The organism is Streptomyces inhibens, from assembly GCF_003389455.1.
Lineage (GTDB): Bacteria > Actinomycetota > Actinomycetes > Streptomycetales > Streptomycetaceae > Streptomyces > Streptomyces inhibens.
In genome coordinates this window covers 1-15294 of the sequence record NZ_QUAC01000484.1, presented here as the reverse complement: position 1 = coordinate 15294, position 15294 = coordinate 1, and the positions used below count along the sequence as shown (strand labels likewise).

General features: G+C 69.8%; 16 protein-coding genes. 15 read left to right on the top strand and 1 reads right to left on the bottom strand.

Annotated elements, in window-relative coordinates; translation table 11 throughout:
- Positions 1 to 24 precede the first annotated feature (24 nt).
- The 14 genes from DY245_RS43000 (at position 25) to DY245_RS42935 (ending at position 13427) form a co-directional block, all read left to right on the top strand.
- The gene (locus tag DY245_RS43000) at positions 25 to 993 is read left to right on the top strand and encodes a hypothetical protein (RefSeq protein WP_128512553.1); all 969 of its coding nucleotides are present in this window, start codon (positions 25 to 27) and stop codon (positions 991 to 993) included.
- 257 nt (positions 994 to 1250) lie between these two features.
- On the top strand, positions 1251 to 1841 hold the full coding sequence (locus DY245_RS47375; protein WP_244943627.1) for a hypothetical protein: 591 nt from the start codon (positions 1251 to 1253) through the stop codon (positions 1839 to 1841).
- The gene (locus DY245_RS42990) at positions 1835 to 2707 is read left to right on the top strand and encodes an ATP/GTP-binding protein (protein ID WP_181924110.1); all 873 of its coding nucleotides are present in this window, start codon (positions 1835 to 1837) and stop codon (positions 2705 to 2707) included. The genes DY245_RS47375 and DY245_RS42990 overlap by 7 nt, the downstream gene beginning before the upstream one ends.
- A gap of 36 nt (positions 2708 to 2743) precedes the next feature.
- Entirely contained in the window at positions 2744 to 3433 is a 690-nt protein-coding gene (locus tag DY245_RS42985) for an SAF domain-containing protein (RefSeq protein ID WP_244943626.1), read from the top strand.
- Positions 3434 to 3438: 5 nt separating this feature from the next.
- Entirely contained in the window at positions 3439 to 4314 is an 876-nt protein-coding gene (locus DY245_RS42980) for a hypothetical protein (protein ID WP_244943625.1), read from the top strand.
- Positions 4315 to 4360: 46 nt separating this feature from the next.
- A complete protein-coding gene (locus DY245_RS42975; RefSeq protein WP_128512552.1) occupies positions 4361 to 5854 on the top strand; it encodes a TadA family conjugal transfer-associated ATPase in 1494 nt (497 codons plus the stop codon).
- Entirely contained in the window at positions 5851 to 6768 is a 918-nt protein-coding gene (locus tag DY245_RS42970) for a type II secretion system F family protein (RefSeq protein ID WP_128512551.1), read from the top strand. Before DY245_RS42975 ends, DY245_RS42970 begins: the two co-directional genes overlap by 4 nt.
- An 8-nt stretch (positions 6769 to 6776) precedes the next feature.
- A complete protein-coding gene (locus DY245_RS42965) occupies positions 6777 to 7667 on the top strand; it encodes a hypothetical protein (protein ID WP_244943624.1) in 891 nt (296 codons plus the stop codon).
- Between the two features lie 52 nt (positions 7668 to 7719).
- The gene (locus tag DY245_RS42960; protein ID WP_128512549.1) at positions 7720 to 7932 is read left to right on the top strand and encodes a hypothetical protein; all 213 of its coding nucleotides are present in this window, start codon (positions 7720 to 7722) and stop codon (positions 7930 to 7932) included.
- Between the two features lie 46 nt (positions 7933 to 7978).
- Positions 7979 to 8350: a TadE family protein gene (locus DY245_RS42955; protein ID WP_244943623.1), complete on the top strand. Its 372-nt coding sequence runs from the start codon at positions 7979 to 7981 to the stop codon at positions 8348 to 8350.
- Between the two features lie 5 nt (positions 8351 to 8355).
- Positions 8356 to 8796, top strand: a complete 441-nt coding sequence (locus DY245_RS42950) for a hypothetical protein (protein ID WP_244943622.1) — start codon at positions 8356 to 8358, stop codon at positions 8794 to 8796.
- Between the two features lie 2 nt (positions 8797 to 8798).
- Positions 8799 to 9257 (top strand): TadE/TadG family type IV pilus assembly protein, encoded by a 459-nt coding sequence (locus tag DY245_RS42945; protein WP_220378008.1) that lies wholly within the window; start codon positions 8799 to 8801, stop codon positions 9255 to 9257.
- Positions 9258 to 9262: 5 nt separating this feature from the next.
- Entirely contained in the window at positions 9263 to 12652 is a 3390-nt protein-coding gene (locus tag DY245_RS42940) for a BTAD domain-containing putative transcriptional regulator (protein ID WP_128512547.1), read from the top strand.
- A gap of 49 nt (positions 12653 to 12701) precedes the next feature.
- Positions 12702 to 13427, top strand: coding sequence for a prepilin peptidase (locus tag DY245_RS42935; protein WP_128512546.1), 726 nt, complete (start codon positions 12702 to 12704; stop codon positions 13425 to 13427).
- Positions 13428 to 13738: 311 nt separating this feature from the next.
- On the opposite strand, the gene DY245_RS42930 is transcribed toward DY245_RS42935, so the two are convergent.
- Positions 13739 to 14254 carry a SixA phosphatase family protein gene (locus tag DY245_RS42930; protein WP_128512545.1) on the bottom strand — a complete coding sequence of 172 codons (516 nt, stop codon included), beginning with the start codon at positions 14252 to 14254 and terminating at the stop codon, positions 13739 to 13741.
- Positions 14255 to 15106: 852 nt separating this feature from the next.
- Here DY245_RS42930 and DY245_RS42925 point away from each other — a divergent pair.
- A partial coding sequence (locus DY245_RS42925) for a mycothiol transferase (protein ID WP_128512544.1) occupies positions 15107 to 15294 on the top strand: 188 nt, incomplete at its 3' end.

Here is a 15294-nt window from a genome sequence, read left to right as displayed (position 1 = left end):
GCTGGATGGATCGTTCTCGGGACGGTGGCGGGGCTGGTGACGGGGTGCGCCGGCGGCCCTCCCGCGAAGCAGCGTCCCGCCGGCGACAGCAAGCCCAAAGCGTCGCAGAAGGTGAAGCGTGAGCTGCCCGAGGGCATGCACAAGCTCGGCGAGGGCGTGACCACGGAAGAGGGGACCTGGAGGCTGACTCCCTCTGCGTTAACCAAGGTGACGCCGACCTCCAGGGCCAAGGGCCTGCCACGTGGATGGCGTGCGGCGAAGATGACCTGGACGCTCACCAACAAGACCAGCGAGATTCAGCAGCTGCTGGAGCTCTCCCCCACCGTCCGGTACGGGGCGATGGGGCGGCCGGCAGCCGTCTTCACCGACACCGGCATCGACGGGATTCCCGACGCGATCAGCGACGATCCGCCGCGCGTCAAGCCCGGCGGGGCCTACCCCCTGACGGTGGGTGTCGCGGTACCGGCAGACGCGGCCGGAGAACCGGTCACCATCACCACACGCCCGACGACGATGTTCGGGGAAACCGGCGACGTCGACTTCTTCGAGGGCCCATTTCCTGGGGCAGCTGCCCGCAAGGACTCCGTCCTCCACCCGCGGCCGGCACCGGAGACCCGCAAAACACTGGCCTTCGGTCAGTGGAAGGCGGATCCGCAGATGACCGTCGACCACGTCCGGCCGGAGGGCACCGCTGGTGGCCGGGCAACGTTCTCCGGGGAACTGACCGTGCGCAATACCGCGGCAGTGGCGGATCTGCCCTACACGCCGATGAAGAAGAGCCTGCGCATCTACTACAGCGACGAGCTGAAGGAAGCCGACCACATCCCGGGCGGGGCCGGCGCCGCCGACACCGGCTTCGTCGCTCCGCAGCGTGCCGCTACCCATACGTTCCATTTCTCGCTGCCCAAGGGGGCTAAGGCGGAGTCGGTGACGGTCGAGGTGACCGACCTGGGGAATGCTGAGGCCACCTTTGAGGGCAATATCACTGACTAGGTGTCATAACGGGATTCTCGTCACATCTCGTGGCGCCCGCGCTGGGAAGTCGGCTACCGCTCCGCACCGAATTGCCGGAGATGCCTTGACAGTCCCACAAAAACAGACTTCGCGGTCTGCAAATTCGCAGGTATCGTGCAGGTCCGGCCACTCGTATGGCGCATTCCCGCCCTTGCGGTGAGTGATCAAGAAAACCGTTCCACAGCAACAGACCCACAAAACTGCTTGTAGATCGCGCCCTAGGGGAGGGAGCACTGATGCGAACCGCACGGAGCCGGGACCGGTACCGCAGTCCGCTCAAGAACAGCATGATCGCGCTGTTTACGGTCAGTTGCGCGTTGGCGGTCACCTCGTGCAGCGGCGCCTCTGACACTCCGAAGACCTCTCCTACACCGTCGGCGGCCCAGCCGACGAAGTCGGCGGACCCCACCGAGACCGCCAAGAAGGACGCCATCGCCACCTACCAGTCCTACTGGAAGGAGGTGGAGAAGCTCTACGCCGACCGCAGCGGCAAGAGCGCGAAGCTCAAGCAGTACGCCGCATCCGCCGCGTTGAAGAACGCCGAGCAGGACGCGAAGCGCGCCCACGGCCGTGGCCTCTTGCTCATGGGTCAAGTCACCGTCCAGGACCCGACGGTCACCAAGGTCGTCACGCACGGCAAGCTGGACTACGCGGTCATCTCCAGTTGCCTGGACATCTCAAAGTGGAAAACGGTCAAGGCCGACACCAAGAAACCGGTCACGCTGCCGTCGAACCGCCTGACCAAGTACGTCATCCAGTCCACGGTCGAGCGCTGGCCCGAAGGCTGGCGCGTCACCCGTGACGAACCCCAGGACCGGCGATGCTGAGGCGGCGCGGCGCCGCCATCACCGCAGCCCTCCTGATCGCTGCCACCGTCTCCGGGAACGCCTATGCCGCGGACAATCCGAAGCCCGGTACCGGCAGTGCAGACTGCACCATGTTCTCCTGCCGGGTGGAAGCCAAGGAGCCGGGCAGTTCCGGCCGCGGCCAGCAGACGAACACGGGCGGAAGCAGCAGCAGTGACGGCAAAGGCCGCACTTCACCGGTGACCTGCACCTACAAGAAGGCGGCCCCCCAGCCTCCGGCGGGAAGCCCGGACTGGGAAGGCCACAAGCCTGGTGACGGCGCTGTGTACGAACAAACCTGCCGCTACAAGAACAGCGACGACTTCTCAATTACGAGGATGGTGTGGGCGGCCAACCCGCCCAAGGGCGGCGTCGACCCCGCCGTCCTCGCCCAGCGAGCCGTGGACAAGATGCGGCTACGCGGCCCCGCCATCGGCATCGTGCCGAAGCCGGGCGGTCACGGCCTAGTGGGACTGCCGGTGTGGATGTGGACCGCCAAGACCCCGGAGGCGTACGGACCGAACACGGCCACGGCGTCCACAGGCGCAGTCACGGTCACCGCCACAGCGAAGGTCGACCAGATCGTGTGGGACATGGGCGACGGCCACCAGGTCACCTGCACCACGGCCGGCACGCCCTATAAGTCGTCCTACGGGAAGCAGAGTTCGCCGGACTGCGGGTACCGCTACCGCCACTCCTCCAAGGACGAGCCGGGCAAGAAGTATCCGGTCACCGCCACTGCCACCTGGAGCATCGACTGGCGTGGCGGCGGCCAGACCGGTCAGATCACCCAGACCCGCCAGTCGCAGACCCAGGTCAGCATCGGCCAGCTCAAGGTCCTCAACTAGTTCCGCGGACCAGCTCGTAACGGAAAGTCGGGCGCGATGAACCGCACCAGCACCTCCCAGATCCCTGCCCCCACCACCGCGCCCCCGATGCGGCCCGAGACGCCGATCGGGGCCAGCCCCGCGCCCCGGCGCCGCAAACGCTCCACGCTGGTGCTCGGCGTGCTGATCACGCTCGTCGGTGTCCTGGGCACCTCCATGCTCGTGCGCAGTGCCGGGGACCGGGTCGACGTCTTGGCCGTGGCCCGGGACGTCCCGGCCGGACAGGAAATCACCGCCGAGGACCTGACCACCGCGGCGCTGCCCGAAGACCCTGCACTGCAGCCGGTGAAGGCGAGCGAGAAGGACAGCGTGATCGGCAGGCGTGCCACGGCTCCCCTGCACCGCGGTGAGCTGCTGGCCAACTCGCAGATCCACGGCGGCAAGACGCTTCCCGACGGCCAGGAGCTCGTGGCCGTTGAGGTCCAGCGCGGCGCCGCGCCTTCCGACGCGCTCGCCCCCGGCGATCAGGTCAAGGTCATCTCCACGCCCGGCAAGGACGAGGCGGCCCCGACGTCGGGTGCGAAGTCCGCCCCGCAGGAGATCGAGGCGAAGGTCGTCAAGGTCGGAGCACCCAACGCCTCGGGGGCCGTCGTCATCCAGGTTGCCGTCGCCTCCACCGACAGCGCGCAGCTCGCCGCGCGTGCTGCCACGGGCCGGGTTGCCATCGTGCTCGCTGCGAAGGGCTGAGCAGGATGTCCGTGATCGCGCTGACCTCAGCACACGCAAGCGGCGTCACCGTCTCATCCCTGGCCATGGCGCTGGCCGGACCGCGGCCGTCGCTGCTGGCCGAGGCCGACGCCAAGGGCGGCTCCATCCGTACCGGCTATCGCATGGGCGAGTGGGGCGGCGAAGTCGGCCTGTGGCACCTGGCCCAGGCCGACCGCGAAGGCGCGCTGGCGGAAGCCTTCGAGGCGCACCTGCGGCGCATGGATGCGTCCGGCAGTCGGCTGTGGCTGCCGGGCCTGACCGATCCGCTGCAGGCCGCTGCTCTCGCTCAGACCTGGGAGCCGCTGAGTCTGCTGTTGCAGGCCATGGACCAGCTCGCCGGATACGACGTCGTCATCGATGCCGGCCGGGTCGTCCTCGAACCGGGCGGCATCCACCCCTCCCTCTACCCGCGGCCACTGCTGCACCGCGCCGACCTGGTCCTGCTGGTCATGCGCAACACGATGACTTCCGTCGCGCAGACGCTGCCCGTCGCCCGTTCCCTCCAGAAGGAGTTGGCTGAGCGCGGTACGGGCGCCGACGCACTGCGGCTGCTGCTGGTGCAGGAGGGCGACGTGTCGGGACACGACGTCGCCCGCCGTCTGGAGATCCCGGTCATCGGCACCCTTCCGTGGGAGGAGAAGACCGCCCGCATCCTCACCCACGGCACGACCCGGCAGGTGAAGCCGTCCGCGATGCGGCTGCTCAAGCACGCCCGCGAAGCGGCCCGCGCCGCCGAGATCGACGCCAGCACACGCCGACTGCGGATGCAGCTGCCCCCACCGCCCGTCACATCGCCGGTGGTCGCCGGTGTCGTGCAGCGGCTGACCGCCCCGCGCCAGGATGTGACGATCAGTGGCTAACCACAACGGCACCCCGGTGAACGGAGCAGGTACTCCCCTGTCCGGGATGCTCAAAGATGTGCTCGCACAGCGCCAGCACAGCGGCACCCCCGCACCGGCTCCTGCGCCACCGCCGGAGGCCGCCGTGCAGCTCGGCAAGGACGACGCCGCTGGCCCCGGCCACCTCGCCGAGCTTCCCGGTGTGCTGCCTGTCTCGCGGACCGTGATCCGGGAACTGCAGGACGCCGTCTCGCAGGACCTGGTGGAACAGGAACGAAGCAGCGAGAGCCGGCTCAGCGCCGACGACCAGCTGGAGCTTGCCCGCTCCCTGGTCGCCAAGCGCGTATCGGCCTGGGCGGTCGAGCACGCCCGCACAGCGCGGCCGCTGTCCGGCACCCAGCTGGAAACTGTCCGACAGGCCATCATCAATGCGCTGTTCAAGGCGGGCCCGCTCCAGCAGTACTTGGAGGACGAGAGCGTCGAGAACATCGTCGTGGACGGTGACAAGGTCCTCGTCGACTACTTCGACCGGCCCACCCAGCGCGTCGACCCGGTGGCCGACGACAACGAAAGCCTGGTCGCGCTCATCAACCGGCTCGCCGCACGCTCCGGGCACGGCGACCGCGTCCTTAACCCCGCGACCCCCATGGTCAATTTCCGGCTGCCGGACCGCTCCCGCGTCGCGGCGACGGTGCTGACTTCTCGGCCCACCATGGCGATCCGCCGCCACCGCGTCATGAGCGCCTCCCTGGAAGACCTCGTCGAATGGGGCACGCTCAGCCCCGCGCTCAGCGCGTTCCTGCAGGGCCTGGTCGCGGCGAAGCTGACGATGCTGGTCGCCGGGGCCGCGGGCGTGGGCAAGACCTCGATGCTGCGGGCACTGGTGCGCAAGGTCGGCGCCGGCGAGCGCATCGTCACGCTGGAGACCGACCGCGAACTGTTCCTCGATGAGGATCCCAACGTCGCCGCGCATGTGATGGCGATGGAGGAGCGCGCCGCCAACGGTGAGGTCGGCAAGGATGGTCGGGAGACCGGGCGGATCACGATCGCCGACATGTACCCGCACACGCTGCGGATGCTGTCCACGCGGGTGATCGTCGGTGAGGTCCGTAGTAGTGAGGTCGTGCCGATGCTCGATGCGATGAGCTCCGGCGGCCGCGGCAGCATGTGCACCCTGCACGCCGACTATCCGCGCCTGGTCCTGCCCCGCCTGGTGCAGCTGTGCCAGAGCGCCGGCAAAGACGTCGACTCCACCCACCAGCTCGTCGCCAACGCGGTGAATTTCGTGGTCTTCATCCGGCAGACCGACCAGACGCAGATCGGTGGCCGCCGCCACCGCTACGTCTCCGACGTCCTCCAAGTCACCCCCGGCGAAGGCAGCCAACCCGCATTCAGCCGCATCTTCGCGCCGGCCGGTGACGGAGACCCGCGCGGGGTGCCGAGGGATCTGCCGACCGGAGAGGTGATGCAGGAACTGGAAGACATCGGCTTCGACAAGCGGTGGCTGACCGAGGCGCAGTACGGACGCTGGCCCAAGCCGATGGAGTTGGTGAGGCGATGAGTCTGGGACAGCTGGGGATGCTGGGCGCGCTGTGCGGCCTGCTCATGGTGGCCGGCATCGTCCTGGCCGTACGGTCCTTCAACCCGTCGGCGGAACCGGAGCGGGTGCGGCCGCAGCGGGCATCGCTGTGGCAGCGGGTCTGCGAGTCGCTGCCCGGCACCTGGGCAGAGCGCTACCGGTGGATCGTCGTGTTTGCCGGCGTCGTGGCGGTCGGGGTGTGGGTCTGGACGGCCCGGCCCGTCCAGGGTCTGCTGGCCGCCGCGGTGGTCGCCGGCTTCCCCTGGATCTGGCATCCGTCGGTCACCTCCATCCGGCGCATCGTGCGCCTGGAAGCGCTGGCCCGCTGGCTGCAGCACCTGGCCGGGGCACATGTCGTCGGGCACACCCTGGAAGCAGCGATCAGCGGTGCCATGCGTCAGGTTCCCGCCGAAATCCACGAGCCGGTACGCACTCTGGAGGCCCGCCTGCGGATGGGCGTCGATCCAGAAGCCGCTTACCGCGCTTTCGCCGACGACTTCGAGGACGGTGCGGTCGACAACGTCGTGCTCGTGTTCATCACCCACATCCGCGACCGCGGCCGCGGCATGGTCGAAACCCTGCAGACCCTCTCCGACCTGACGGCCGAAGAAGCCGCGTCCCTGCGGACGACGGACGCGGACCGCCAGAAGGTGCGCACACAGACCCGTTGGGTAGCCATCATCGTGCTGGTCATGGGCTTCACCATGGGCAGCAGCTTCGGGTCCGCCTACAACAGGCTGGGCGGACAGATGTGGCTGCTGCTCATGGGCGGCGTATTTGTGGGAGCCATGGTGTGGTTGCGGCGGCTGTGTGCCGCCAAGCCCCCGCCACGGCTGCTGCATCCGAAGCGGGCCCAGCCGACCGAGGCCGCGGTAGCCGGTAAGGGGAGTGCCTGATGATGTCGATGGCAGGCGTCGTATACGGCGCGATGATCGGCGGCGGCGCCTTCCTGGTGGTCCGGGAACTGCTGCCGTCCCGCCCGGACCTGGGCACAGTCCTCGACCGCCTGGAGAACACCACCGCGGCCCCGAAGGCGCAGTATGCGCCGGGGACTTCCCGCAGCGCGATCTGGACCGAGCAGGTCGGCACGCGCGTCCTGGGGTCCTTCGGCGAGCGTGTAGGCGTGCCGCGCAAGGACCTGGACCTGCTGGGCATCTCGCCGGCCAAGCACGTCGGCGACAAGGTCATCGGAGCGGTGGGCGGCTTCGCCATGCCGCAGCTGGCACTGGCCATGGCCGCGCTGCTGGGCGTGCCGCTGCCGTTCGTGGTGCCGCTGTTCGTCTCGGTCATGTTCGCGGCGATCATGTGGCTCTCCGCCGACACCAACGTGCGGTCCAAGGCAACGAAGTTGCGCCTGGAGTACCGCTACGCGGTGGCCTCGCTGATGGAGCGGGCCCGGCTACAGCGCGGTGCACACTCCGGCGCCGAGCGGGCCCTGTACGAGACAGCAGCCGTCGGCGACGGGCGCGTCTACGTGCGGATCCGGGCCGCGCTGGATCAGGCCCGGCTCTCGGGCATGCCGCCGTGGGACGCGCTGAAGGCGCTCTCCGAGCAGCTGGATGTCCCCGAGCTGGCCGGGCCAGCGGACACGTTCGCGCACGCGGGCGGTGAAGGTGCCTCGATCATCGCGGCGCTGGAAACGCAGGCCAAGGCCCTGCGCAAGCGGCTCCAGACCGACGTCCAGGCCGAGGCCAACGCCGACTCCGAAAAGAGTGTGGTGCCGGGCACGGTGCTGTTCGTCGTGCTGTTCGCGACCCTCGGCTATCCGTTCTTCCAAACCCTCATCAGCACCTGACCGCTCCGGCGGCACCAACCAGAACTGTTCACCACCGAAGGGGGAAATTCCCATGAAGTACACCGCCCACACCCTGCGCTCCCGGCTGACCGACCGTTGGCTGACCTGCGTGGCCCGCATGACGAGCAGCCGGAGCGACGCCGGCCTGGAGACCCTGGAGAAGCTCATCATCGGCGCCGTCCTCATCGTCGCCGCCACCGCCTTCGGCGTCGCGTTCAACGGCAAGTTCGACAGCCTGATGAACACCTTCAAGAGCTCGTTCTGACATGTGGCGGAGCTGGACGCAGCGGTGGCGCGCACGGCGCGCGGGCATGCGGCGCGACGAGGGGATGGGGACGCTGGAGTTCACCATCATCGCCCCGGTGGTCATGCTGATTCTGTGCGCCGGGCTGCAGCTGGGCATGTGGTATCTGGCTCAGGAGGCCGCGCTCACCGCTGCCCGCAAGGCAGCCACCGTCGGCGCCGCCTACCAGGCATCCCCCGCTGACGGCACCGCCCGTGCCCGCAGCTGGCTCGCCGGGGTCCACCTCATCAAGGGCCCCGTGGTCTCCGCGTCCGGCTCCACCGCCGACAGGGTCCGTGTGACGGTGACCGGCAGCAGCCTGTCGCTGGTGCCCGGCTGGACCCCGCGAGTCACCAAGTCCGCCGAAGTGCCGGTCGAGCGCTGGAACGTGGGGCCGTGATGACGATGCTGCGCCGTCTTAACTGGCGGGACGACCGGGGCACCTACACCCTGGAAACCGTCATCTGCGTGACGTTCCTGCTGCCCTTCCTGGGGCTGCTCGCCGCGTACGGTCTGGCCGGTGTGTTCGACTCCAGCGTCGACAACGCCGCCAACTCCGCGGCCCGCGCCGCCTCCCAGGCCGCCGACGCGGACACCGCCCAGGCGCGCGGCCGCGCCGCCGCCACCGCGGCCCTGCGCCAGGACGACCGCAACTGCACCAGCCGGACCGTCAGCATCGACACCAGTTCCTTCAACGCGCCGCTCGGGCAGACCGCGAGCGTGACCGCCACCGTCACCTGCACCATCCCGCTCTCCCAGCTGACGGTCCCGGGCCTGCCCGGCTCCAAAACCTTGACCGCCACCGCCACGAGCGCGCTGGACCAGTACGCCGACCGCGCGGAGTGAACATGCTGCCCCTGCCCGCCGCCCTCCGACGGTTTCTCCTCCGCCGCTTCCACGGCCCCGCAGACCGCGGCTCGGCAACCTTGTTCTGGATCATCGTCGGCACGGTCTTCCTCGGTCTGCTGGCCCTCGTCGTGGACGGCGGCGGACAGCTCAAAGCCTCCGCGCACGCCGACGATGTCGCCAACGCCGCAGCACGGGCCGGCGGCCAGCAGATCGACGCCGGCAAAGCCATCCCGGGCGGGGAGATCGTCGTCGACCCGGAAGCCGCCGCCTCCGTCGCCAGAGACTTCTTGCGCCAGGCCGGGGTGGACGGCACCGTCACTGTTTCCGGCGGCGGCAAGCGCCTGGAGGTAAGCGTGACCGACACATACCACTGCCTCATGCTCGTCGGCGTCGGCCGCCCCACACTGCCCGTCACCGGACACGGCACCGCCCAGCTCGTCCACCAGGTCGGAGACTGACTGACATGCCCCACCCCCACTCCCCCACGCGCCGCCCCTGGCCGCTGGCCCTGGTACGCATCACCGGCAGCCTGGTGGCCCTCGCCGCGCTCATCGCCGGCCTGCCGCTCGCGCTGCTGCGCATCGGCACGCTGCCCGCCGGCGTGCGCTCGGTGGGAGACATCGGGGACGCGCTGATGGCACCGGATGACGGGCAGATCCTGTTCACCGCCATCACGCTGGTGTGCTGGGTGCTGTGGGCATGGTTCATCGCCTCCCTGGTCGTGGAGGCCGCGGCCCTCCTGCGCCACCGTGCTGCACCGCGCGTGCGGGGCCTTGCCGCACCACAGCGTCTTGCGGCCGTGCTGCTGGGCGGCCTGCTGGTGCTCCCTTCGGCCACCGCTATCGCCGCGACCCCCGCCACCGCGGTTGCCCACAGCGCCACAGCAGCGCCCGGCCCCTCCACCTCGCAGGCGCCCACGCCGCAGAAGGCGGCCACACACACCGGCCCCCGGCACACCGTGGGGGCCACCGGCGAGACCCTCTGGGACCTGGCTGAGCACTACCTCGGCGACGGACGCCGCCACGCCGAAATCCGTGCCCTGAACCCCGGGTTGCCGCAGACCGCGACGCTGCCCGCAGGCACCGTCGTCAACCTGCCGGCCGACGCGAGCGGCGTGCACACTCAGCTCGCCACGGCCGCCCCGGCCCCCGCCGAGGCCGACGCGCAGCAGGAGGCGAAGACCGAGACCTACACGGTGGCCGCAGGGGATTCGCTCTCCGCCATCGCGGACAAGAAGCTGGGCAACGCCGACCGGTGGACCGACATCTACGCCGAGAACAAGGACACGATCCACGACCCGGACCTGATCTATCCCGGCGAGCGCGTCGACCTGCCCCCGCAGGCCACCCCGAGTCCTCCGGGCGAGCACAGCAAGCACGACCAGGACGCGGCGCCCAAGCATGAACAACCCGCGCCGGAGCCGGACAACGGCAGCGCCGCCTCCCCCCATCACGAGCACCAGGAGCAAGGCGGGGACGCAGAGGACACCAAGCCGGCTCCTGCTGCGCCCGACGCCTCCGACGGGAAGGCCGGAGGGCGGGACGAGACGGCGGCACCCTCGCGGAAGCCTTCCGCTGCGCCCTCCCCCGCCGAAGCAACGCCTGCCCCGCACGCACCCGCCCGTCCTGCGGCCTCGGAGCAGGTCAGCTCCGGCCAGGTCGCCGCGATCGGTGGCGGTGTCCTAGCCACGGCCCTGCTGTCCGCTGTCGCCACCCGGCGCATCCTGCAGCAGCGTCGCCGGCACCGCGGCCGCCGTATCGCGCTCCCCAAAGAAGGGGCTGCCGCCGCCGAGCAGAATCTGCGTACCGCCGAAGCTGCTCTGGACACCACCATGCTCGACGGTGCCCTGCGCACCGCAGCGGTCCACCTCACCGCCGCCGACCGGGGACTGCCGCCACTGTCGGCAGCGGTGATCGGTCCGCGCGAGATCGTGCTGCACCTGACCGAACCGGCCGCGCCCGTACCGCCTTTCACCGCCGCCCCCGACACACTGCAGCGGTGGACCTGCCCCACACGAGGGGGCGAACTCCTGCCCCAGGAGCAGACCGACGACGTCGAATCCCCCTACCCGACGCTCGCCTCCCTCGGCTGGGACGAGCACGGCCACCTGATCCTGCTCGACCTGGAGAACGCCGGTCACCTGCACCTGACAGGGGCCGACCGGCACAGGGTGCTGCGCACCCTGGCACTGGAGCTGGCGGCCAGCGAATTCGCCGACCACCTCACCGTCTCCGCCCTCGGCCAGTCGGCGCCCGGCCTGCGTGAGGAACTGCCCGAGCGGGTCATCGAGCACGCGGACATCGCCAGCGCGCTGGGCGCTCTCCGGGCGCATCACACCGAGCAGCAGCGCGCCCTGGACGTCCTGGGCGCACCTGGTCTGCGTCGCGCGCGGACCGGGGAGGAGACCGCCGCTGCGTGGAGCCCGCACCTCTTGTTCAGCGGCGCCGATGACGGTGCGGGCACGGAGCTTGAGGAGCTGCGGCAGGTCGTTGCCGACTATCCGCGGTCGGCGACCGTGCTGGTGACCACCGGCAGCGGTGCTGCCGTCCCGTCCGGGGCCCAGGTGGTGGATGCCGATACGACGGCCGGGCCCGTGACACTGCGGCTGCCGGGCACCGAGGTGGAGGTCTCGTGCAACGTGCAGGCGCTCAGCGATGAGGATTACGCCTACGCGCTGGAGGTGCTGGCGACGACCCGCGCGGACGACGTCCCGGCCGCCCAGCCCATAGCCACCACTCCGAAGGCCGTCCCGGATCTGCCGCAGTACACGGCAACGACGGATGCGCCTGCGGCCGTGCCCGTCGCTCCCCCGGCGCCGCCGGCCAGCTCCCCTGCCCAGGTGCCGAGCCTGATGGCCCAGTTCGCCCTCTACGAAGACGAACCGCCGGCCGAAGCAGCTGACGAGACGGATGCCGCTGCGGACGACACCGAGGACCAGGGCGGCGAAAGCCTTCCCCTCCCCACAGGCGAGATGGACGAGCCCACACCATCCGGCTCGTCCTCGGCTGCGACACAGCACCGTGGCCCGGCCGTACACGCACACGTCTCGCTCCTGAAGGAGACACAGCAACCGTCGCCGGAGTTCGAGGTCGCGGTGGAGGACACCGCGGGCGACGGCCCCGTGGTGCGGATGCTGGGACCCGTGGACATCGAGGGCACCCAGGGCACCATCGAGTCCAAGCGCAAGCGGACCTGCATCGAGCTGGCCGCCTGGCTCGTGCTGCACCCCAACCTCGACCACCACGCCGTGGACGAGGCGATGTGGCCCGGCCGGGACACCGCCCGCAAGTACCGCAACGCCACGGTGAGCCGCCTGAGGAGCTGGCTGGGCACCGACGAGGACGGCACCCCGTTCTTCCCGCCCATCGCCACCACCAGCGACGCCCGCTACGCCCTGGCCCCCACCGTCGACTCCGACTGGCACCACTTCCAGCGCCTGACCGCAGCAGCTGCCCAGAGCCCCGGCCCGCAGGCCGCCGCCCAGCTGCGCGCCGCACTCGAACTCGTGCGGGGCCGGCCGTTCTCCGGCGTGAACAGCCGGCGCTACGCCTGGGCCGAGCACCAGGCCCAGGACATGATTTCCGCGATCGTGGACGCGGCCGCGGACCTGGCCGAGCACTGCCTGGCCCAAGGCGATCCCCGCGGCGCGCTATGGGCGGCCACCAAGGGGCTGGACGCGGCACCCGAGATCGAGAACCTCTACCGCGTTCTGTTCCGCACCTACGCCGCCCTCGGCGACTGGGACGCGCTGGAGCGGGCCGCGGAGAAACTCGACACCCTCAACATGGAACTGGGCGTCGACATGGAGGAGTCCACCGCCGAAATCCTGGCCCAGCTCAGCAAGTCCGCCTGACCGACCCGGTCCGCCGCGCACCGGGCGGCGCAGCACGAGAGGACACCACATGCTCAGCCAGCTGCTGGCCGCACTTGTGGGCCTTGTGGCCGGAGCTGCCCTGCGCCCGGTCGTCGTCGCTCTCGCCGTCCCGGCCGGGCAGCCCGCCGACGTCACCTGCCCGGCCTGCTCACCGCGGCCGGTGCCGGCGTGGGGCCCGCACGCCCTGCGGCTGCTTCCGCCCGGCGGCCACTGCCCCAACTGCCGTGCGCGGCTGTGTGCGCCCTGGCTGCCGGAGCTCACCACCGCCGCCGCGTTCGCTGTGGTCGCGGCCGGTGGCGCCGCCGGTTGGTACGCCGCCACCCAGTACTGGATCGCTCTTCTCGGCGCCGGCCTTCTGCTGATCGACAGCGCGGTGCAGCGACTGCCGAACCTTCTGACGCTGGCTGCCGCCGTCGGCACACTGGCGTTGCTCACCACCGCATCCGCTCACCAGGAGACCGGGAGCCTTCTGCGCGCCGTGACCGTCGCGGCTGCGGCTGGAGGGTTGTTCACGGTGCTCGCGCTGTGCGGGATGGGGCTGGGCGACGCGAAGCTGGCGATCTCTCTCGGTGCGGTGCTCGGGTGGCGCAGTTGGCAGGCCGCAGTCCTCGCGCTCGTTCTGACCTATCTCCTCGGCGCCACGGTGGCGATTCTGCTCCTGCTCACCCGGCGCGGACACCGCAAGAGCACGCTGGCCTTCGGGCCGTTTTTGATCGTCGGCACTCTGGGCGCGGCTCTGATCACGAGTAGCTGAGCTGTCCTCCGAGCTGGCCGCGCCGTCTGCGGGCCAACGCTTGATCTGTCGCCGCTTTCGTTCACTGCTCTCGGCTGCGGGCACGCCCGCTCCAGGGAAATGTGCGTGGCTTTGTCCGCGAGAACGAGAACGGGCAGCACTTCGGCAGCAGTTCGGGAGGCACCGGGCCGTTGCGGCCACGTCGAATTGTTCGCGGGTTTCGACAGCAGCGGTGAATCGAGCGGATGACGGGCCGGGTGCCGTTGGAAGGCCTTCGGCACCCGGCGCGGCGTGGGGCAGCGGCTTGGCACGCTGGGCAGGGTGGAGGTCAATTAGGCATGCGGGGCCCAGAAGGCAACCAGCCGCCCGACACCCGGTTCAACGCCCTGCCAGGAGCCGTTGAGGGTGAGTACGGCGATCGCGGATGTGGGGAAGCCACGGTGGAATCGTGCCAGCGCGTCATCTTCTGCCTCGCTCGCGAGGATGTCGACGAGACCTTGTGCCCCGGGGTTGTGCCCGATGAGCAGCAGGTCGTGGACCTCGTCGGATACCTCGTTCAGGACAGCAATCAGCTCACCCGGCGACGCCTCGTACAGGCGTTCCTCGTACGACGTCCTGGGCCTCTCCGACAGCTCGGGCGCAGCGAGCTCCCAGGTCTCGCGGCAGCGCGCAGCCGTCGAGCACAACGCCAGGTCCAGGGTGATGCCGGAGCCTGCCAGCCAGCGGCCGGCGACGGGCGCATCCTTTCGACCGCGTTTTGCGAGCGGACGTTCGTGATCGTCTACCTGCGGCCAGTCGCTCTTCGCGTGGCGGAGGATCACTACACGGCGGAGGGTGTCAGCACTCATGGCGCCCCATCCTGGTGCCTGGATGGCATCCAGCTCGGGTGAACCGCGTCGGATTCAGCCAAGCGTGGCATGCCCACCCACTGGTCGGTGGCCGGCCGTGGCCGATCGGACGCACGTCATGGCCGGTGGCCGATGGCCGGTTGGGGAATCCGGGTTGTCCATCCCAGGAGGACGGATCGGCCATGGCTGACCGACGCAACGTCATGACCGATCGGCGGCCGCGCAGACGCTTCAGCCAGCCCCATACGCGGGTCCGCGGCGAGGCTACGAACGCGGGCGGGTATGGCGGAGGCGGCGGGATACGCGGCGGTGGCACGGGCGCATGCCTCTGCGGTGTGCTGCCAGCAGGTCAGAGTGCTCGCTGAGTTCGTAACAGCGCATAGCCGTGGAGCGGGCTTCCCGCCCGTTGTCACAGCCGACTTCAACGCATGGCTGGACTCCAACGAAGTACGGCAGTTCGGCGACAGGCGGCACCTGCCATCCCGGCCAGGTCGTGCTCGACGCGTGGGATACACAGGCCCGGCCCAGCCGTCAGGAACCTGGAACGCGACCAGCCCCGTCGCGGCTGGATTCGAACCCAGCGTCCGCGTCGATTACATCCGCATAGACCCACGAGGCCATGGCGTAAATCGGAAATAGCGGACTTGTGAAGACAATGCGCCGGCCCCCTTGGGCACGTGATTCAAGCCAAAGAACCCCGCGACGCTAAGAGGTTGTCTCACGTGGCAAGTTTCGCGAGCTACTTGTAGCAGGTCAGGGCGGCGGCCATGGCCAGGCCTCGGCTCTGCCAGTCGTTGCGGACCATGTACGGGATCTTGAGACCAAGAGCAGCCCATGGCAGGCTCATGCCGCATGATCGATGAATTCGCGAAAGGCAACCTGCGCGGGAGACTGCGGCAGGACCGCAAGGCGCTGCTCTGGAAACTCGACGGCTTGTCCGAATACGACGCCCGCCGACCTTTGACAGCGACCGGGACCAACCTCCTCGGCCTGGTCAAACACGTGGCCACCGTCGAGGCCAGGTACTTCGGCGAGGTCTT